This window comes from Streptomyces olivochromogenes, assembly GCF_001514115.1.
Lineage (GTDB): Bacteria > Actinomycetota > Actinomycetes > Streptomycetales > Streptomycetaceae > Streptomyces > Streptomyces olivochromogenes.
Genome location: NZ_KQ948454.1, coordinates 197,364 through 217,043 on the forward strand (window position 1 = coordinate 197,364; position 19,680 = coordinate 217,043).

At 69.3% G+C, this 19,680-nt stretch carries 14 protein-coding genes; 7 read left to right on the forward strand and 7 right to left on the reverse strand.

The genetic code is table 11. The annotated features are described in order from the left end of the window. The first annotated feature begins 92 nt into the window (after positions 1 to 92). Positions 93 to 1,013, forward strand: a complete 921-nt coding sequence (locus AQJ27_RS13320; protein WP_067366897.1) for a DUF4429 domain-containing protein — start codon at positions 93 to 95, stop codon at positions 1,011 to 1,013. A gap of 38 nt (positions 1,014 to 1,051) precedes the next feature. Here AQJ27_RS13320 and AQJ27_RS13325 read toward each other — a convergent pair whose 3' ends face one another. After that, positions 1,052 to 1,846, reverse strand: a complete 795-nt coding sequence (locus AQJ27_RS13325) for a class II aldolase/adducin family protein (protein WP_067366900.1) — start codon at positions 1,844 to 1,846, stop codon at positions 1,052 to 1,054. Positions 1,847 to 2,035: 189 nt separating this feature from the next. Between AQJ27_RS13325 and AQJ27_RS13330 the strand changes: the two genes are divergently transcribed. Further along, positions 2,036 to 2,554, forward strand: coding sequence for a pyridoxamine 5'-phosphate oxidase family protein (locus tag AQJ27_RS13330; protein ID WP_067366903.1), 519 nt, complete (start codon positions 2,036 to 2,038; stop codon positions 2,552 to 2,554). 9 nt (positions 2,555 to 2,563) lie between these two features. Here the strand turns inward: AQJ27_RS13330 and guaA are convergent, their stop codons facing one another. Then, positions 2,564 to 4,144: a glutamine-hydrolyzing GMP synthase gene (gene guaA, locus AQJ27_RS13335; protein ID WP_067366905.1), complete on the reverse strand. Its 1,581-nt coding sequence runs from the start codon at positions 4,142 to 4,144 to the stop codon at positions 2,564 to 2,566. A gap of 398 nt (positions 4,145 to 4,542) precedes the next feature. Between guaA and AQJ27_RS13340 the strand changes: the two genes are divergently transcribed. After that, a complete protein-coding gene (locus tag AQJ27_RS13340) occupies positions 4,543 to 4,866 on the forward strand; it encodes a chorismate mutase (protein ID WP_079064954.1) in 324 nt (107 codons plus the stop codon). Positions 4,867 to 5,375: 509 nt separating this feature from the next. Here AQJ27_RS13340 and AQJ27_RS13345 read toward each other — a convergent pair. After that, positions 5,376 to 6,665, reverse strand: a complete 1,290-nt coding sequence (locus AQJ27_RS13345; protein ID WP_067366908.1) for a hypothetical protein — start codon at positions 6,663 to 6,665, stop codon at positions 5,376 to 5,378. Positions 6,666 to 6,888: 223 nt separating this feature from the next. Between AQJ27_RS13345 and AQJ27_RS54665 the strand changes: the two genes are divergently transcribed. Then, positions 6,889 to 7,869, forward strand: a complete 981-nt coding sequence (locus AQJ27_RS54665; protein WP_067366911.1) for an LAETG motif-containing sortase-dependent surface protein — start codon at positions 6,889 to 6,891, stop codon at positions 7,867 to 7,869. Positions 7,870 to 8,033: 164 nt separating this feature from the next. Here the strand turns inward: AQJ27_RS54665 and AQJ27_RS13355 are convergent, their stop codons facing one another. The 3 genes from AQJ27_RS13355 to AQJ27_RS13365 form a co-directional block, all read right to left on the reverse strand. After that, a complete protein-coding gene (locus tag AQJ27_RS13355) occupies positions 8,034 to 9,839 on the reverse strand; it encodes a GMC family oxidoreductase N-terminal domain-containing protein (RefSeq protein WP_067366914.1) in 1,806 nt (601 codons plus the stop codon). A gap of 68 nt (positions 9,840 to 9,907) precedes the next feature. After that, positions 9,908 to 11,545: a succinic semialdehyde dehydrogenase gene (locus tag AQJ27_RS13360; RefSeq protein WP_067366917.1), complete on the reverse strand. Its 1,638-nt coding sequence runs from the start codon at positions 11,543 to 11,545 to the stop codon at positions 9,908 to 9,910. Positions 11,546 to 11,699: 154 nt separating this feature from the next. Beyond that, positions 11,700 to 12,242 carry a Uma2 family endonuclease gene (locus tag AQJ27_RS13365; protein ID WP_235613584.1) on the reverse strand — a complete coding sequence of 181 codons (543 nt, stop codon included), beginning with the start codon at positions 12,240 to 12,242 and terminating at the stop codon, positions 11,700 to 11,702. Positions 12,243 to 12,824: 582 nt separating this feature from the next. On the opposite strand from AQJ27_RS13365, the gene AQJ27_RS13370 reads away from it, so the two are divergent. From AQJ27_RS13370 to AQJ27_RS13380, 3 genes are all read left to right on the forward strand, one after another. Next, positions 12,825 to 14,822, forward strand: a complete 1,998-nt coding sequence (locus tag AQJ27_RS13370; protein ID WP_079064955.1) for a glycosyltransferase family 2 protein — start codon at positions 12,825 to 12,827, stop codon at positions 14,820 to 14,822. A 208-nt stretch (positions 14,823 to 15,030) separates the two neighbouring features. Next, positions 15,031 to 16,977, forward strand: coding sequence for a glycosyltransferase family 2 protein (locus AQJ27_RS13375; RefSeq protein ID WP_244313870.1), 1,947 nt, complete (start codon positions 15,031 to 15,033; stop codon positions 16,975 to 16,977). Positions 16,978 to 17,123: 146 nt separating this feature from the next. Beyond that, positions 17,124 to 17,960 (forward strand): hypothetical protein, encoded by an 837-nt coding sequence (locus AQJ27_RS13380; protein ID WP_079064956.1) that lies wholly within the window; start codon positions 17,124 to 17,126, stop codon positions 17,958 to 17,960. Between the two features lie 15 nt (positions 17,961 to 17,975). Here AQJ27_RS13380 and AQJ27_RS13385 read toward each other — a convergent pair whose 3' ends face one another. Beyond that, on the reverse strand, positions 17,976 to 19,637 hold the full coding sequence (locus AQJ27_RS13385; RefSeq protein WP_067366931.1) for a serine/threonine-protein kinase: 1,662 nt from the start codon (positions 19,635 to 19,637) through the stop codon (positions 17,976 to 17,978). Positions 19,638 to 19,680 lie beyond the last annotated feature (43 nt).

Here is a 19,680-nt window from a genome sequence, read left to right on the forward strand (position 1 = left end):
GTGCCGCACGAAACAGTGGTCGCGTCGGGCAGGTCTGGTCAGCGCGGGTGAAGCGGGGGACCCCGTGTTGACCCGGCTGCGAGAATTTCCCCATGGCCGAGATCATCCAGCGCGACGGGACCTGGGCCTTCGACGGCAGCACGGTCAGGATCACGCCGGGACTCCATCGCTCCGTGCCGTTGTTCCGGCAGACGTACGGAGAGATCACCGTCCCCCTGGAGGCGGTTTCAGGCATCGTCTACGAACCCGAACGCAAGCGCGGCAGACTGCGCCTCAGGCTCCGTGAGGGTGCCGATCCGCTGCTCCAGGCGACCGGCGGGCGGCTGCCCGACGCGGCGGACCCGTACCGGCTGACGGTCGACATCGACCGTACCGGGGTCGCCGAGTACGTCGCCGAGGAGATCCGGCACGCCCTGCTCCTGGACCAGATCCCCAAGGAGCCGGCGAAGGCCTTCCTCCTCGCGGGGCCACCCGTGCCCGTGTCCGTCCGGTCCAGCGACGGCGTGGTCTCCTTCGACGGCGCGCAGGTGCGGATCGACTGGGCGGACACCTCGGACCGGGTCAAGCGGGCGACGGGGCCGCGGATCATCGCCGTCGGGGACCTGGTGCAGGTGGAGTGGCTGCCCAACTCCGGGTACGAGGACGGGTTTCTGCGGTTCGTGACGCGCGAGACCGTGTTCTCCAAACTGCCGCCGGAGAAGGATCCGTTCGCCCTCGACCTGTGGGGCAGCGCCCGCCGCGATCTGCTCACGGCGCTCGTCGCCGCCGCGGTGACCGCCCGGCTGCCGCATCCGTCCCTCCGGGCGGGCGAGCACGTCGACCGGCCGCAGCAACTCTCCGCCGCCACTGCGGGACCAGGATCGGTACCGGTGCCGGCACCAGTACCGGCCCAGGCCGACCATCACGACGTACTGCTGCGCCGGCTGCGGGAGCTGGGCGAGCTGCATCGCGACGGTGTGCTCACGGACGAGGAGTTCGCGGCGACCAAGGCGGCTGTACTGCGGGGGTTCTAGCGGTTGCCCTGCGGGTTTCAGCGGTAGCCCTGCGGGTTTCAGCTGAGGAGGTCCGGTTCGCTGCGGCTGATGTCCTGCCACAGCGGCTGGTAGTTGATCCATGCCACCAGGTCGCCGCCGAGCTGCTCCCGGGTCGCGACCGCCTGTTTGTGGTCGATGAGGATCGGGCGGCCCGCGGCCCGTGCGGTCAGCTGGACCTGGCTGGAGCGCTCCATCGACAGGAACCACCAGGCCGCCGCGTCCACCGAGTCGCCCACGGTCAGCAGCCCGTGGTTGCGCAGCACGAGCGCCTTGCGGGTGCCGAGCGCGGAGGCGATCCGGCGGCCCTCCTCGGTGTCCACGGCGACACCGGTGTACGAGTCGTACAGCGCGTGGTCCTCGTAGAAGGCGCAGCTCTCCTGGCTGATCGGGTCGAGCAGGTCACCGAGGGCGGACAGGGCGCGGCCGTGCACGGAGTGGCAGTGCGCGACGGCGACGACGTCGGGGCGGGCGGCGTGGACCTGGGCGTGCACGGTGAACGCCGCCTGGTTGACGTGGTAGCGGCCCTCGATCACCTGCCCGTCCTGGTTGGCCATGACCAGGTCGCTCACGGTGACGTGCTTGAAGGGCATCCCGAAGGGGTTCACCCAGAAGCAGTCGCTGTACTCGGGGTCGCGCGCGGTGATGTGACCGGAGACCCCGTCCTCGAAGCCGAGCCGCCCGAAGATCCGCAGCGCCCCGGCCAACCGCTCCTTGCGATGACGTCGCTCGTCGTCCAACGAGTCGTACATCGGCGGCATGGCGAACTGCAGCTGGTCGGTGGGCAGGGGCAGGGGCGGCGTGGGCCCTTGCATAGGTCCTCCAGCACTGGCGTGTCCGATACGGAGCGGAAGTTACCTCTGGTCGGTGCAGGAGAACAGAGTCGTTCGGTGAAGAGAGTGCGCAACCGTTACGAGAGGGTCGGGGCCGGGGCCCGAGGGCGCCTGCCGAGCGCCCGCCAATACCCGACAGTACGTGTCGGGTATTGGCGCCACACTCACCGTATGAGCGCTACCAACGGCCTTGCCGAGAGCCCTGCCGAACATGCGAACCCTGCGCGCTGGGGCACCTTCGCCGCCGCCGAACCCTCACTCGCCCAGTCGGTCGAAGAGCGTTTCGGTGCCTTCACGCACCACGTCCTCGCGACCCTCCGCAAGGACGGTTCACCGCGGACCACCGGCCTTGAGGTGCGTTTCCTGCGCGGCGAGCTGTGGCTCGGCATGATGCCGGACTCGCTCAAGGCACTCGACCTGCGCCGCGACCCGCGCTTCGCGCTCCAGGCGAACCCGGGGCCGGGCACGGCGATGGGGGGCGGGGACGTCCGGATCAGTGGACGGGCCGTCGAGGTGGACGACGGGGCGGCCAAGGCCGCGTACGTGAAAGAGGTGGAACCGCCGGAGCCGTTCCACCTCTTCCGCACCGAGCTGACGGAGGTCGCACGGACCTACGTCGAGGACGACACGTATCTGGTCGTCCAGGTCTGGACGCCCGGAGAGCCGGTGCGGACTCTCAGGCGGACCTGACGGGTGGGACTACTCCCACTCGATCGTGCCCGGGGGCTTGCTCGTGACGTCGAGGACGACTCGGTTGACGTCCGCGACCTCGTTGGTGATGCGGGTCGAGATCTTGGCGAGGACCTCGTACGGGAGGCGGGACCAGTCGGCGGTCATCGCGTCCTCGGAGGAGACGGGGCGCAGCACGATCGGGTGGCCGTACGTGCGGCCGTCGCCCTGGACGCCCACGCTGCGGACGTCCGCGAGCAGGACCACCGGGCACTGCCAGATGTCACGGTCCAGGCCGGCCGCCGTGAGCTCCTCGCGGGCGATGGCGTCGGCCTCGCGGAGCAGGTCGAGCCGCTCCTTCGTCACCTCGCCGACGATCCGGATGCCGAGGCCCGGGCCCGGGAAGGGCTGGCGCTGGACGATCTCGTCGGGGAGACCGAGCTCCTGCCCGACCATCCGGACCTCGTCCTTGAACAGCTTGCGCAGCGGCTCGACGAGCTCGAACTCGAGGTCCTCGGGGAGGCCGCCCACGTTGTGGTGGGACTTGATGTTGGCCGTGCCGGTGCCGCCACCGGACTCGACCACGTCCGGGTAGAGCGTGCCCTGGACCAGGAAGGCGACGTCCTCGCCCTCCGCGGCCTCGGCGATGATCTCCGCCTGGGCCTGCTCGAAGACCCGGATGAACTCCCGGCCGATGATCTTCCGCTTCTCCTCGGGGTCCGAGACGCCCTTGAGCGCGGTGAGGAACCGCTCCTGCGCGTCCACGACCTTCAGCTGTACGCCGGTCGCGGCCACGAAGTCCTTCTCGACCTGCTCGGTCTCGCCCTTGCGCATCAGGCCGTGGTCGACGTACACGCAGGTCAGCTGGGAGCCGATGGCCTTCTGTACGAGGGCGGCGGCGACGGCGGAGTCCACGCCGCCGGAGAGGCCGCAGATGGCACGCTTGTCGCCGACCTGCTCGCGGATGAGGGCGACCTGCTCGTCGATGACGTTGCCGGTCGTCCAGTTCGGCGTGAGGCCCGCGCCGCGGTACAGGAAGTGCTCGAGCACCTGCTGGCCGTGCGTGGAGTGCATGACCTCCGGGTGGTACTGGACGCCGTACAGCTTCTTCTCGTCGTTCTCGAAGGCCGCGACCGGGACGACGTCCGTGGACGCCGTGACCGTGAAGCCCTCGGGGGCGGCGCTGCACGCGTCGCCGTGCGACATCCACACCGACTGCTCGTCCGGGGTGCCTTCGAAGAGCGTCGATCCGGACTTGGAGACGTGCAGGGGCGTACGGCCGTACTCGCGGGCGCCGGTGTTGTCGACCGTGCCGCCGAGGGTCGTCGCCATCAGCTGGAAGCCGTAGCACATGCCGAAGACGGGGACGCCGGACTCGAAGATCGCACGGTCGAGACGGGGGGCGGCCTCGGCGTACACCGACGAGGGGCCTCCGGAGAGGATGATCGCCGCCGGGTTCTTGGCGAGCATCTCCTGGACCGGCATGGTGCTCGGCACGATCTCGCTGTAGACCCGGGCCTCGCGGACGCGGCGGGCGATGAGCTGGGCGTACTGCGCACCGAAGTCGACGACCAGGACGGTGTCGGGGGCGGCGGGGGACGCTTCTGGCACGGTTTGCCTTCCGGCGGTGAGCAGGGGGTGTGGGGTATCGAGTCTACCGGGGGTCCACGCGAGCATGCCTGCACCGGGTTCTCCGCCCCCGCCTCAGGGGCGCGGGGAACTGCGCGGCCGGCCCCCACCGGCCGTCAGCCGAAGAGCTTCGGGCAGACGGGGGACGTGGGGCGAAGCCCCGCCCACTCGCAGTCGGGTGCGAGTCTCAGTATCCGAACCCGCTTGGACGTGGCACGGCCCTGTGGGCATACTGCTTCCATGCTTACGCAGGCGACCTTCCTGTTTACCTATGGCAACCGGCCCACCGGCTGCCATGGTCGTGCTGCTTGAGCAACTGACAAGCGACTTCCCAGGCGCCCCGGGCCGACAAGGCCCGGGGCGTCTGTCGTTTCCGGGTCCTGCCGATCCGGGGCACCTCATCCCAAGAGGAGCCCACCGTGGCCGACGTACTCGACAAGACCGGCGCCCGTACCGACGAGGCCGCAGACGTGATCACCGGCGCCCGCGAACGCATCGACGCCCTCGACGACCGGATCATCGGCCTGGTCCAGGAACGGATGGCCGTGTCGAAGGTGATCCAGGAGGCCCGGATCGAGTCCGGTGGCCGCCGGGTGAACCTCTCGCGCGAGATGGAGATCCTCGCCCACTTCAGGGACGCGCTCGGCAAGCCCGGCACCTCGCTCGCCATGACGCTGCTGGAGCTGTGCCGCGGCCGCGTCTGACCCCCTACGCGACGTACGCACGTACGCATGCCTTCTCACCCGTACGGCGCGTGACCGGGGCGCCGCGGACTTCGTTGGTCCCGGTGTCCGTGCCAGCCAGGGGCGGGCCCGAAAGAACCACGCGTGGCTCCACTGGGGCGATGAGACGTACGGATCGTGCCGTACGTCGTGGGACCTCGTCCCAGGGGTGTGACCGGACGGCAGGGGACAGCAGCCCGGTCACTCAAGAGAACGGTCGGCTCCGGGGACGCCCGGGGCCGTCCGACGGAATCTGCTCCACGGTCCCAAGTCCCGTACCCCGTGTCCGTCCCCTCACGTTCGTACCCCCCGTACCCGTACCTCGTGTCCGTACCCCGTGTCCGTACCAAGACCCGCGGCGCACCCCCCGGCGCCGCTCCCCAGGCACCGGCGCTGCCCTGACGTCGGTGCTGATGACGAAGGGCCCCGCGGTCTCCGTCCCGCGGGGCCCTTCGCACGCCGTCAGATCCCGCCGGACCCATCGGCTCCCGTCACGTGCGGGACAGCGTGCCGCACGCCTCCTTGCCGGAGTGCTCGATGTCCCGGCTGCGGTCGTACGGGTCGGTCGTGGGCCCCGTCGGAGGCGCGCCGGTGGGGGCGGCCGAGTCGAACTGGGGGTGCAGGAAACCGTCGTAGACATCGCAGGCGGTGTTGCCGAGGTTCTGGTCGTACCGGGTGATCGCCAGCTTGCCGGGAGTGGCCTGGTACTTCCGCGGGTCGAGGAGTTCGAGGTCGAGGACGCGGCGCACGATGGTGCGGGCCACCTCGGTCGAGCCCCCGCCGGAACCCTCGGCCGGCGCCCCCGACGTCTCCGTCGTCCCCGTCGTCCCCGGCGCCTTCGATGCCCGGTCCGCCTGAATCAGGGGGTAGACGAAGGTGTAGTCCATGTGGATGGCGACGGACGCGTGTGCGCCCGCCTTGAACGTCATCCGGCCACGGACCTTGACAACATCCCCGGCCGGCCGCACCTCGGCCGGGTCGAACCGGCTGAAGAGCATCAGCGGATCGTGCTTCTTGCCCGGCGCGCGCAGCCAGCTGTTCACGTCGTCGAGCATGCGGGGCTGCTTCGGGTCGAGAACGGCGAGCGCGCTCTCGGGACGCTCACCCCGCAGGGTCCCCGGGGCCAGGTTCGCCCCGACGAGCAGGGTCTTCGCCCGCTTCAGGGCCGCGGCCACCTGCGCGCTAGTGAACGTACCGACCGGCGTCGCCTTCGGTACGACGATGGCGGCGGCGCCGTCGGCCCAGCGCTCGGCGGGCGAGCCGGCGAACGGCCTGTCGAGGGTGGGCGTGTCGGGCGCGGCACTGGAGGGAGCGGCGGTCGGAGGCGCGGTCTCGGCGGGCAGCGCGGCGGCGGACGCACCCCCCGACGGCGAACCGGACGACGCGTCGGACGACGTGCCGAAGGGGTCGCCCGGCAGCAGCGACGGCTTGACCGCCACCAGCGCCACGGCGACCGCGACGGGCACGCCGAGGATCGCCCACAGCCGGCGCCGACGGGCCGCGCGCCCGTCCATCTCCCTGCCCCAAGCTCTCGACTTCGCTCGACCAGGGGGGACCCCCATGGCCGGACCCGTTCGCCACCCCTCCGGCTGGGCGCCCTTGGCGTCCTTCTGCCGGAGCCGTTCGGTCACCATGCGCGCCCGGGCGGACGGCTCCTTCGGCGCCGAACTGCGGATGTCACGTTCGGTGTCGCGAGCGAACCGCTCCCACACGTCGTCGGGGACGGAGGGTTGCTCGAACTCCCCGGATTCCCCCGCCCCTTCGGGCTGCTTGTCAGACACGAAGATCAGTTTTAAGTGGATCGAAAGCCTGTACACAAGGCAGATCCACGCAGATCCGTGTGTGACACAGCCCACATAAGAATTCTGTGAGTGAAGGCACAACCGTTCTCAGGTTTCGCGGGTCACACCTGCTGAACCAACGGCCACACCCGCGCCCCACACGCGGAGGCCTCATCCCATACGAGTACCGTGACGACGCGGTACCGGACTTTCCGAGGTCTTCATGAAGCTTCGCCGTGCCATGGCCCTGGCGGCCGCAACGGCAGCAATAGCCCCTCTGGCGCTGCTTTCGGCGCCGGCCGCGTTCGCGGAGGAGACTCCCTCCCCCACCGCGACGGTGTCCGAGACCGCGAGCGAGCCCGCGTCGGCGACCCCGACCGAGACCACTCCCGCGCCCTCCGAGACCCCGTCCGCGTCGGCGACCGAGACCACTCCGACGCCGAGCGCCTCCGCCACCGCCACCACCACGACCTCCGCGACCCCCGCGCCGAGCACCACGTCGCCGGAGCCGTCCGACACGCCGGAGCCCGAGCCGTCCGAGTGCCAGGACTCCAAGGTCGACGTCTCCATCTCCGGCCTGCCCGGCAAGATCGCGGCGGGCAGTGGTTGGCACAAGTTCTCCCTGAACGTGCTCAACAACTCCAAGTCCACGCTGAACGAGCTCGGCTTCTTCGCCGGCGCGTCCTCCGACAAGGCGGGCGACGACCTCTTCCAGAGCAAGAAGGTCCAGCTCCAGGCATACAACGAGGACACCAAGGCCTGGGAGGACGTCGACTCCGAGGGTTACGCGGTCGGCTACGTCGGTTACACCGACGAGCTCAAGCCCGACTACGAGGTCGACATCCCGCTCCGTATCAACGTGAAGTCCAGCGCCCCGGTCGGCGCCGGCTTCTCGCTCGGCGCCAGCATCTACGGCGACACGGACGGCCAGTGCACGGGCTTCGGCGAGGTCGCGTACAAGTTCCAGATCGTCTCCTCGGGTACCGACACCGATGGCACCAAGCCGCAGGAAGGCGGCAAGGTTCCGGTCTCGGACAAGCCGGCCGACAAGGGCAACACGCCTGAGGTCAACGGCAGCCTCGCCGAGACCGGCTCCAGCTCCGCCCTGCCGATGATCGCGCTCGCCGGTGGCATCGCCGTCGTCGCCGGTGCGGGTGCGGTGTTCGTGGTGCGGCGTCGCAAGTCGGGTGACGCGACCGCGTAAGCGGTGAGCGACACACCCACGTAGGCAGCACGCCTCGTAAGAGAAGAAGGACCTGGGCTCGGAGGGGGGCACAGGTCCTTCTTCGCGTTCACATGAGCCGTCTGCCCCTTGTGTGCTGCCAACAGCTGTAAGCAGTACGGCTGTACTGCTTACAGCTGTACTGCTTACGACTTCGGGGGCACCGTCGGCATCCCCAGGAACGGCAGCCGCAGCGCGCCGAAGGCGTCCGCGGGCACCGCCGGGTCACGGGGCTCGACCGGCTTCAGACGCTCGTACGCCGCTCCCGGCGCCGGACGCGGGTCCGCCTCGCCCTTGTTGGGCCAGTACGACATCGCGCGTTCGGCCTGGGCGGTGATGGTGAGCGACGGGTTCACCCCGAGGTTCGCGGAGACCGCGGCACCGTCGACGACGGAGATGCCCGGGTGGCCGTACAGCCGGTGGTACGGGTCGATCACGCCGGTCTCCCGGGAGTCGCCGATCGGGCAGCCGCCCAGGAAGTGCGCGGTCAGCGGCGTTCCCATCAGCTCGCCCACGTTGCTGCCCGCGAAGCCGTTGATCTCCGCGGCGACGGCGGAAGCCGCCTCGGACGCGGCCCTGATCTGCTTGGGGTTGGCCGCGCCGTGCCCCTGCCGGGCCGTCAGCAGGCCCTTCCCCGCGCCCTTCGGCTTCAGGTAGGTCGTCAGGGAGTTGTCCAGCGACTGCATCACCAGACCGATGATGGTCCGCTCGGACCAGCGGCGGTTGGAGAGCGAGCGGAGCACGAGGAGCGGGTGCCTCGCCGCGTTCGCCAGCCATCCCGCCACCCTCGACGAGCCCTCCGCGTAGGGGACCTGGAGGATGGACAGGCCGCCCATGGCGTTCGAACCCTTGCCGTAGCGGACGGGCTCGATGTGGGTGTTCTCGTCCGGGTGGATCGACGACGTGATGGCGACACCCTGGGTGAAGTCGGCCTTGGGTGTGCCGTGCGCCTTGCGGTAGCGGCGGTTGTCGGTCTGCGCGCCCACCAGCGCCTCCGAGTTGGTGCGGGTCAGCTCGCCCAGCCTCGGGGAGAGGTAGGGCAGCTGGCCGCCCGCCTTCATCCGGTGCAGCAGTGTCTGCGTGCCGTAGGTACCCGCGGCGATGACGACCCTGCGCGCCTTGAGCGTCCGCCCCGCGCCCTTGCGTTTCCCGTCCGTGGGCAGGGTGGCGACGGCGTATCCGCCCTGCGAGTCGTCGGTGACGGACACGACGGTGGTCATCGGGTGCACGACCGCGCCCGCCTTCTCCGCCAGGTACAGGTAGTTCTCGTTGAGGGTGTTCTTCGCGCCGTGCCGGCAGCCGGTCATGCACTCGCCGCACTCGGTGCACGCCTTACGGGCGGGTCCGGCGCCCCCGAAGTAGGGGTCCTCCACCTCACCGCCGGGCCCGGCCTTCGCCGTACCGTCCGCGTCCTGCCCGTCACCGAAGAAGACACCGACCGGCGCCATGTGGAAGGTGTCGCCGACGCCCATCCGCTGTGCGGCCGCCTTGAGATGGACGTCGGAGGGGGTCATCGTCGGGTTGAGCCGGACGCCGAGCATGCGGCGGGCCTGGTCGTAGTACGGCTTCAGCTCCGCCTGCCAGTCGGTGATGTCCTTCCACTGCGGGTCGTCGAAGAAGGCCTTCGGCGGTACGTAGAGGGTGTTGGCGTAGTTCAGGGAGCCGCCGCCGACTCCGGCGCCCGCCAGCACCATGACGTTGCCCAGCAGATGGATGCGCTGGATGCCGTACATGCCGAGCGCCGGCGCCCACAGGTACTTCTTGATGTCCCAGGAGTTCTTGGGCAGCGCGTCGCGGGTGAAGCGACGGCCGGCTTCCAACACGCCTACGCGGTAGCCCTTTTCGGTGAGCCTGAGGGCCGTGACCGAGCCACCGAAGCCGGAGCCGACGACGATGACGTCGTAGTCGTAAGCGGTGTCGTCCGGGTTGTGGACGGAGTTCTCCTGTGACACGTGCTGCTCTCCTCATTGAGAACGTGGTGCGGCCTGACGGAGCCCTTGCCAGGCCCACGCCGGGGCCCTTATCGCAGCCGGAGCGCCTTCATCACCCTCAGGCTGCGGCTCATGAACTGCGCGTACTTCTCGTCGTCCATGCCGAGCGAGGGCGCCATCGGCAGCAGCCGCTGCTGGGCGACGGTCTGCGCCTCGGTGTACTTGAGGATGCCCTCGGAGCCGTGCCGGCGGCCGAGGCCGGAGTCCTTCATGCCGCCCATCGGCGACTGGACACTGCCGTACGCGGGCGCGTATCCCTCGTTGACGTTGACCGTGCCGGTGCGCAGCCGCGCCGCGACCGCGCGTCCGCGCCGCCCGTCCTTCGTCCAGACGGAGGAGTTGAGGCCGTACGACGTGGAGTTGGCGAGTTCGACGACCTCGTCGTCCGTCTTGAAGCGGTAGAGGGAGACGACGGGCCCGAAGGTCTCCTCGTTGCAGACGGCCATGGGGGCTTCCACGCCGTCGAGGATGGTGGGCTCGTAGAAGTAGGGGCCGATGTCGGGGCGGGCGACGCCACCGGCGACGACCTTCGCGCCCTTCGCGACCGCCTCCTCCACATGCCGGGTCACGGTCTCCAGCTGCCGCTCCCCCACCAGCGAGCCCATGTCGGCGCCGTAGGCGAGGGAGGTGCCGAGCCGCATCGCCTTGGTCCGGGCGGCGAAGCGCTCCGCGAACGCGTCGGCGACGGACTCGTGGACGTACAACCGCTCGATGGAGATGCAGAGCTGCCCCGCGGAGGAGAAGCAGGCGCGGACGGCGCCCGCGGCGGCCTTGTCGATGTCGGCGTCCTCCAGGACCACCATCGCGTTCTTGCCGCCGAGCTCGAGGGAGACGCCGACGAGCCGGGCGGCGGCGCCCTGGGCGACCTCGCGGCCGGTCCGGGTGGACCCGGTGAAGGAGACGTAGTCGGCGTGCTTGACGACCTCCGGGCCGACGACCGGACCGTCCCCGATGACGACCTGGAAGACCTCGGCGGGCAGCCCGGCCTCGACGAGCAGGTCGCGCGCCCACAGGGCGGTGAGGCAGGTCTCGGTGTCCGGCTTCATGACGACCGCGTTGCCCGCGACGAAGGCCGGAAGCGCGTCGCCGACGGAGAGTTCGAGGGGGTAGTTCCAGGGCGCGATCTGACCCACGACACCGCGCGGGTGGCGCAGTTCGGTGACCTTGGTGAGGGTGGGCATGGCCCCGGCGTGCCGCTTGGGGCGGAGGTAGGCGGGGGCCTTCCTGCCGTAGTGGCGGGCGGCCACGACGACGGCCTGCACCTCTTCGTGCGCGTGCAGCCGGGCCTTGCCCGTCTCCAGCTGGATGAGGTCGAGCACCTCGGCCTGGCGGGCGAGCACCAGGTCGTGGAAGCGGAGCAGGACGGCCGCGCGCTGCCGTACGGGCGTGGCACCCCAGGCGACCTGCGCCTTACGGGCCCGCTCGAAGGCCTCCTGTACGTCCTCGGGGGTGGACTCGGGCAGGTCGGCCAGCTTCTCGCCGGTGAACGGGGTGTGGTTGGCGGTCCGTCCGGAGCCGACGACACCCTTGGTGAGCTGCGCGACCAGCTCGGGCGTGACCACGTCGGCGGCGGTGCGGGCGCCCACGGGGGCGGGGGCGAGGGGGTTGGTGCCGGTCTTTTCCGACTTGACCGTGCCGGTGTTTTCCGAGGCCTGCGAGTCCGTCATGAGGCGCAGCGTATGACGGAGCGGGGGCTTTGGGTACCCGTTGGTAACCCGCTTTCACCGACTGCACACACCGCGCCAGTGGGCACTGGCAGGGAACGCCCTGATCAGGGCGTTGTTCGGGCGGCGGGTGTCGATTCGGGGCCGGCCGGCTTGGTCAGTTCTCCGCGTCCGCTCCGGCCGCGAACTGTGAGGTGTCGAGGTCGAAGTCGAAGGGCGGGGGAACATGCAGGGACGTACCGAAGGTGACCGTCGTCCGCGACCGATAGCCCTTCGGGGACGGGTCCCAGAACGCGGTGATCTCCCCCACCTGCATGTCCAGCACCAGATACACGGGAACGACGCGCCCGTACGTGTCCAGCTTGTCGAGCCAGTCGGCGTCCTTGGTGGATGCGGAGGTCAGCTCCGCGACGAGGGAGAGCGCGGCACCGTCGGCGTGTCGGCCTTCGGCTTCGAAGGCGGATTCGTCGGCTACGTGGAGGTCGGGGCCGAATCCGCGCTCGGAGCGGGGGAACGTGAAGAGAAACGGCGCCACGTCCACGTCGTGCCCCTCCGGCGCATGCGGCTCGAGCTGGAGCCGCAGCGACTTCATCACCTTCTTGTAGCGCAACTTCGACCACGGCGACACGACGATCTTCCCCCGGATGAGTTCGGCCTTGTAACCCTCAGGCGTGTCCAGCTCCTCGACGGTCCGAAGCATGTCCCCAAAGGCTCCGGCCGAAGGAGCGTCTATGGTCGCCGGACGCTCGCTCATGATGGTCACCGCGGTCCTCCACCGATTACAGGGCGTGTCGCTGCCTCCACGGTAGCGCCGCGCGGACTACGCCGCTCGCAACCGTGGGCCCTCACGCCGCGGCCGCCTGGCCGTCGGCTCGCGGTTCCATCCATCTCGCCCATCCGGGAAATCACCACACTTTCGCTTTCCCGACGCACATCGGTGACGACATCGAGCGCCGATGAAATATTGAATCCTTAGGAAGTGCCCCCGTACCGTTGCTTTGTTGCCATGGGGGGGTACGCGGACACGCAACCCAATGCATTCAAGATCAATTGAACAGAAGTTTCATTTCGCCAGAAGCGTGAACAAATCGACCGCCGAACAGTGACCTGCAGCACGCTCCAACCCCGCATTTCACCGGGCATTCATGTTGTACGCACTGGCAACTCACGGTATATTCACATCCCTGTCGGCACCTTCTCCCGCGCACATGGACCTTGGCTTTCGCGGTTTCAAATGCGGCCCAAAACGAGGCGTGCCCCGTCTTGCCAGGAGAACGTGACGATGGCCACGCCCACCGTTTCGGTGATTATCGCTGCCTACAACGCGATGCCCTATGTGACGCGCACCCTTTCCTCGGTCGCCGAGCAAAGCATCGGCCAGGAGCAACTCGAAGTCATCGTCGTCGACGACGGCTCGACCGACGGGACCGGCGCCGAACTCGATCGGTTGGCCGCCATTCATCCCCAGTGGCTGCGCGTCATCCACCAGGCGAACTCCGGCGGACCCGCGGCGCCCCGCAACGCCGGACTCGACCTGGCCCGCGGGAAGTTCGTCTTCTTCCTGGACGCCGACGACTATCTGGGGCCGGAGGCCCTGGAGCGCATGGTCACCATGGCGGAGAAGAACGGCACAGACGTCGTGCTCGGCAAGATGGTCGGTGTCGGCGGACGCGGCGCGCCCACCTCCATGTTCCGGCAGAACCAGCCCAAGACGGACGTCTTCACCTCCCGTGTGTACTGGACTCTCAGCCCGATGAAGCTGTTCCGCCGCGAGCTGTTGGAACGGCACGAGCTGCGCTTCCCGACGGATCTGTCCACCGGCGAGGACCAGCCGTTCGTGGCCAGCGCCTATCTGTACGCGTCCGGGATCTCCGTGGTCGCCGACTACGACTGCATCTTCTGGGTCCTGCGGGACGACGGCGGCAACGTCACCACGAGCACCTCGGGCTCCGAACCGCGGCTGCGCTACCTCGCGCGCATGGTCGACCTGATCACCGACAAGGTCCCGCCCGGCCCCGGACGCGACCGCATGGCACACCGACACCTCACAGTGGAAGTGCGGACGCTCATCCACTGGCACCTCAAGCTCGAGACCCGCGACAGCCAGCGCAGGACCCTTGCCCGCCTCGCCGAGATCATCGCCCCGCTGCTGCACGACGGTCTGCGCGAGGAACTCTCGGCGATGGCCTGGCTGCGCCTCCACTTCGTACGGCACGAAATGCTCGACGAGCTCCTCGAACTCGACCGCTTCGAAGACGAGTTGAACGCGTCCGACGTGGCCACCCCGCTCGTCGTCGACAAGGGCCGCGCCTACGCCCAGTACCCGTACTTCCGCGACCCCGTACGCGCCGTGCCCGACAACTGCTACGACGTCACCGACCAGGTCGGCGTCCGGCACCACGTCTCCCGTGCCGAGCTGCGCGGCACCACGCTGCATCTGGCGGGGTACGCGTACCTCCACCGCGTGGCGACCGACGACGTGACCACCGAGCTCGTGCTCCGCGAGCGTGACAGCGGGACGGAGTACCGCCTCCCCGTCACGCACACCGCCACCCCGAGGCTGGGTGCCCACGAGGACCAGGGCCGGTACACGTACGAGATGGCCGGGTTCGAGGCTGCCGTCGGCATCGACAGCGCGGCCGACGGCGCGCCGCTCGCCGACGGACTGTGGGACATCTCCCTGGCCGTCGGGGCGCAGGGACTCTCGCGCGAGGTACGAATCGGCAGCAAGCGCGCCACCGACGTGTCCGGCGTGTCGGACACCCGTGTCGTGGACACCACTCGAGGCGTTCGTGCCGTCACCCTGTACACCACCAAGCCGCACGGCAACTTCACACTCGACCTCGGCGAGAAGAAGCACAGGGTGGTGTCGCACCTGAAGCTCGAGGCGACCCGCTGGAACGCCAGCACCCCCACCGAGCTGCTGATCACCGGTCGGTGGACGTTGGGTGCCTACCCGGACGGCCCGCTGACCCTCGTGCTCGGTAACGACGAGGGCGCGACCACCGACTTCCCGGTCACGCGCACCGCACACGGCGACACTTTCACTGCGCGCGTGCCGGTCACCGACCTCCCGGCCGGCCTCTGGAACGGCGAACTGCGTCTCTCCGGCTGGTCTGTGCCCCTGCCCCGACTTCCGAAGGACCTGGCAGCGGCCAAGTGGCGGCGTCGGGGCGTCCCCTGGTACGCGAAGCCCGTGTCCGGCAGCGGTGCGACGTTCGCCCTCCGGGTGGCGAAGACGGACCTCGTCAGGGCGATCTCCGGCAAGCTCAAGCCCTGAGAAAAAGGGCCCGCTTCACGAGAAGCACTCAGTAGAAATACAGCTAAATCATGATATTCACATAGCATTTCCAGCCCCTTCCCTTGCACACTCGGCGGCCACAAAAGAAATAGCCAAGTCGACCGGGAGAAGGGGCACCTCGGACTACTTGGAGAGCGTGACGATGGCCGGCCCCACCGTTTCGGTGATTATCGCTGCCTACAACGCGATGCCCTATGTGACGCGTTCCATCACATCCGTGGCCGAACAGACCATCGGGCGGGATGCGTTGGAAATCATCGCGGTCAACGACGGTTCGACGGACGGAACGGCCAAGGAGCTCGAACGTCTCGCCGACGAGTTTCCGGGGCTCTTGCAGGTCGTTCACCAGGAGAACTCTGGTGGCCCCTCAGCGCCGCGCAACGCCGGGCTCGGCCTCGCTCGCGGGGAGTTCGTCTTCTTCCTCGATGCCGACGACTATCTGGGACCCGAGGCCCTGGAGCGCATGGTCACCATGGCCGAGAAGAACGGCACCGACATTGTGCTCGGCAAGATGGTCGGCATCGGCGGACGCGGCCTGCCCATGTCGATGTTCCGAAGCAATCAGCCGAAGACTGATGTCTTCAACTCCCGTGTCTACTGGGCCCTCAACCCGCTGAAGCTGTTCCGACGCAGGCTGCTGGAGCGGCACGCACTGCGATTCCCGACCGGCATGCCCGTCGGTGAGGACCAGCCGTTCACCGCCCTGGCGTACCTGCACGCCTCGGGGATCTCCGTGATCGCCGACTACGACTGCCTGTTCTGCACCCTGCGGGAAGACGGCGGCAACATCACCGTGCGCACCAAGGGTTCGGAACCTCGCCTGCGGTTCCTCGCCGCCATGGTCGACCTCATCCTGGAGAACGTGCCACCCGGCCCCGGCCGCGACCACCTGGCGCACCGGCACCTCACCGTCGACGTGCCCCATGTGCTCGACAGTCATCTGGTACACGAACCCCGCACGCAGCAGTTGAAGTCCCTCGCCGAAATGGCGGAGATCATCGCCCCGCTGTGGCACGAGGGGATGAACGACCGACTCTCGGCGATGGCCCGGGTTCGGCTGCATCTCGTACGGCACCGGATGCTGGACGAGGTACTTGAATTGGTGGGGTTCGAGAAAGAACTGGCCGACAGCAAGGCGGCCACCCCCGTCCTCCTCGACGCCGGCCGCGCCTACGCCCGCTACCCCTTCCTCCGCGACCCCGCCCGCGCCGTCCCCGACGCCTGCTACGACGTCACCGACCAGCTCGGTGTCCGCCACCGCGTCAGCCGGGCCGAACTGCGGGGCACCGCGCTTCACCTGGCCGGACACGCCTATCTGCACCGTGTGGAGACGCAGGACGTCACCACTGGACTTGTCCTGCGCGAGCGCGACAGCGGCACGGAGTTCCGGCTGCCCGTCACGCACACCGCGACACCGGGTCTCGGCGCCGACGCGGACGAGGGCGCGTACGCGTACGACCTGGCCGGGTTCGAGGCGGTCGTCGACATCACCACCGCCGCCGACGGCAAGCCCCTCGACGACGGGCTCTGGGACATCTCGCTCGCGGTCGGCGCCATGGGCGTGTCGCGCGAGGTCCGCATCGGCAGCAAGCGCGCCGACGATGTGTCCGGCAAGGCGAGCACACGGGTGGTCGACACGGGCGCGGGCGTGCGGGCAGTCACGCTGTACACGACCAACCCGCACGGCAACTTCACGCTCGACCTCGGCGAGAAGAAGCACGGCGTGCGGTCGCACCTCCGGTTCGACGGTGTGCGCTGGGCCACCGGCGCGCCCACCGAGCTGGAGATCGCCGGGGGGTGCACCCTCGCCGAGTACCCGGAACACGCGCTCGCTGTAGTCCTGGACGACGGCCACCGTGGGAGCGCTTCCTTCACCGCCGTCCGCGGTGACGGCACCTTCGTCGTGCGGGTGAACGTCACCGAACTCACCGCCGGCGAGTGGACCGGCGAACTACGCCTCGGCGACTGGTCGTTGCCTCTCCCGGTGCTCCCGAAGAAGCTGGCCCCCGCCAAGTGGCGCCGACGGGGACTGCCCTGGTACGCCAAGCCGGTCCCCGGCGCCGGGAATCGCTTCGCCCTGCAGGTCTCGAGGACGAACCTGGTCAAGGCGGTCGCCGGCAAGCTGAAGGCGTGACCGTCACCGCCTCGGGTGGCGCTTTACCAACTTGACGTTCACTTGACCTTTACCACATAGTCCTTTCACCTCATGTACACGGCAGGTACCCGGCTGCGCCTCCAGGCGCGGCCGGTTCCGTCCGCACACCGAAGGACTTCCCCAGAATGAAGAGATCCGCGCTGTCGCGCCCCGGCGTCGCAATGGTCGCGTCGGCGCTCTCGCTCGCCCTGGCCACAGGCTGTTCCGACTCCGGTTCGGATTCCGGCTCCGGTGACAAGGCGACGGGCGGCAAGGGGGCGACGGCCACGGTCAAGGCCCTGAGCGACGCCGAGTTGAAGAAGCTGATCGTCGGCAAGGGCGACCTCGACGGGTACCGCTTCGCGGCGGCCGACAAGTCCGAGCGGTTCGCCTCCTCCAAGGAGGAGATCACCGTCGTCGACGAGAAGTGCGCGCCGCTCGCCTATGTCCTCACCGGCTTCGCGCCGGGCGACTCGACCGCGTACGTCAACACGATGGCCACGCCGGTGGAGGCCAAGCCCAGCGCGTCCTCCACCAAGAGCATGGAGGACATGACGGACAAGGAGCTCGACGACGCGCTCAACTCGATCACCGACACCCTGGGCGGGACGGTCACCATCGTCTCGCTCTCCTCGTACGAGGGCGACGGCGCCCAGAAGGCCATGTCCTCGGTCTCCGACGCGGTCAAGGGCTGCACGGGCGGGTTCACGGCCACGGCGAAGGGCGCGAAGGACGACGCCCAGAAGTTCACCAAGGTCGAGGCCGAGAAGGCCTCGGGCAGCGGCGACGAGTCGGTCGCCTTCGCCGTGACCGGCGACGCGGACGGCGACAAGATCGTCGTGCACGGCGAGGCGGTGCGTCACGGCAGCACGGTGGCCACGTACTACTCGATGAACCTGGCCGTGTTCCTCGCCGAAGGGAAGCCCAAGGAGTACGGCATCCCCGCCGAGCTCATCAAGGCCCAGGCCGGCAAGCTCGCCTGACCCCTCGTCACCCCTCTACAGCTGGTCGATGTCCAGGTTCGCGATCGCCGTCCTGGCGACTTCGCGGCCGCGTGCCGTGAAGTCGCCCTTGCCCGGATAGCTGATCGTGAACTTGTACATGTCGCCCTTGGACGTCTTGTAGTAGAAGATCTTCACCTCGCGCGGGCGCGGGTTCTGGCTGTCGGTGGTCGTGTAGACGACGGTGTTCTCGGCGGACTGCCTGCCGTGGTACTTCGTCTCCTCCGGGTCCGTCCGCGGGGCCTCGGGCATGCTCAGCTCGTACGCGCCGCTGCCCTTGAAGTCGTCGTTGTCGGCGTACATCTCGGCGGCCGAGGAGTCCTTGATCCGATGGCTCGTGTCCTCGGACTTCTTGATCAGGGTCAGGCCGATCCAGATGCTGCCGCTCCAGTCGGTGTACGTGACCCAGTGCCCCTTGTCCGACGTCCGGTCCGGCGTCGATCTCTGGTAGCCCGCGGGTGCCGCCAGCGTCGCGGCGACGTCCGTGTCGTGGTGCTTCTTCCAGCCGTCGGGCAGCGGCCCCGCGAACGGGTTCGCGAACACCAGGTACGCCGCCACGGCAGCCGCGACGACCACCGCGCCGAGGCCGATGAGCAGGGGCGTGCGGCGTACGCGCAGGCCCTTGCCGCCCGGACCCGCGATCTGCACCACCTGCGTCGGCTCCGGGGCGGGTGGCTCGGCGGCCTCCTCCAGCATCCGTCGGACCCGGTCCGCGCCGGGGCGGCGGGAGGGGTCCTTGTCCAGGAGCCCGTTGATGGCCTCCGCCAGCGGACCCCGCGCCGAAGCGGGCGGCGCCGGGGTGGAGTTGAGGACCGACTGGAGCGTCGCGGGCGTGTTGCTGCGGCGGAAGGGCGACACGCCCTCCGTGGCCGCGTACAGGACGACACCGAGCGACCAGAGGTCGGAGGCCGGGCCCGGACGCTGGCCGAGCACCCGTTCCGGCGCGATGTACTCGGGCGATCCGACGAAGCCGCCCGTGGCCGTCAGATTCGTCTCGCCCTCGATCTGCGCGATGCCGAAGTCGGTGAGGACGACCCGGCCGTGCGGGCCCAGCAACACGTTGTCGGGCTTGACGTCCCGGTGCAGGATGCCCGCCGCGTGCGCCGCCTCCAGCGCGCCGAGCACCTCAAGACCGATACGCGCCGCCTCACGCACCCCGAGCGTGCCCTCCTGGAGGGCGGCGCCCAGCGAACGGCCCCGGACCAGCTCCATGACGATCCAGGGCTGTCCGTCCACGACCGCGACGTCGTGGACGTTCACCACCGCCGGGTGGTCGAGCCGGGCCGCGGCGCGCGCCTCGCGGCGCATCCGCTCGAAGACATTGGCGCGTTCACGCTCGGGAAGGTGGTCCGGGACGCGGGGCTCCTTGACAGCGACCTCACGGCCCACCGTCTCGTCCTCGGCCCGCCAGACCGTCCCCATCCCACCGTGCCCGAGCTTGCCGAGCAGCCGGTAGCGGCCCGCGATGAGCCGCCCGGTGCCGGGGTCGGGATCGAGTTCGGTCGCGGGGTTGGGCATGGGGTTGGCCGCGGGGTTGGGCGCAGGCACCGGACCGGGCGCGGACTCGGCCGTCGGCTCCGGGGCGACCCGGGTCGGCGGTTGCAGAACGAAACTCGTCGGCTCGTCGGCCCCGTAAGGGACTCCCCCGTTGTTCCTCATGGGTCCATCCCTATCGCGGCACGCTCTCCGGCATCCAGACCCG

Bases quoted from the DNA above. Each gene is read 5' to 3' on its own strand.
- AQJ27_RS54665 (WP_067366911.1), top strand. From the start codon at position 6,889: ATGAAGCTTCGCCGTGCCATGGCCCTGGCGGCCGCAACGGCAGCAATA.
- AQJ27_RS13320 (WP_067366897.1), top strand. From the start codon at position 93: ATGGCCGAGATCATCCAGCGCGACGGGACCTGGGCCTTCGACGGCAGC.
- AQJ27_RS13330 (WP_067366903.1), top strand. From the start codon at position 2,036: ATGAGCGCTACCAACGGCCTTGCCGAGAGCCCTGCCGAACATGCGAAC.
- AQJ27_RS13365 (WP_235613584.1), bottom strand. From the start codon at position 12,242: ATGCTTCGGACCGTCGAGGAGCTGGACACGCCTGAGGGTTACAAGGCC.
- AQJ27_RS13370 (WP_079064955.1), top strand. From the start codon at position 12,825: ATGGCCACGCCCACCGTTTCGGTGATTATCGCTGCCTACAACGCGATG.
- AQJ27_RS13375 (WP_244313870.1), top strand. From the start codon at position 15,031: ATGCCCTATGTGACGCGTTCCATCACATCCGTGGCCGAACAGACCATC.
- AQJ27_RS13360 (WP_067366917.1), bottom strand. From the start codon at position 11,545: ATGACGGACTCGCAGGCCTCGGAAAACACCGGCACGGTCAAGTCGGAA.
- AQJ27_RS13380 (WP_079064956.1), top strand. From the start codon at position 17,124: ATGAAGAGATCCGCGCTGTCGCGCCCCGGCGTCGCAATGGTCGCGTCG.
- AQJ27_RS13325 (WP_067366900.1), bottom strand. From the start codon at position 1,846: ATGCAAGGGCCCACGCCGCCCCTGCCCCTGCCCACCGACCAGCTGCAG.
- AQJ27_RS13385 (WP_067366931.1), bottom strand. From the start codon at position 19,637: ATGAGGAACAACGGGGGAGTCCCTTACGGGGCCGACGAGCCGACGAGT.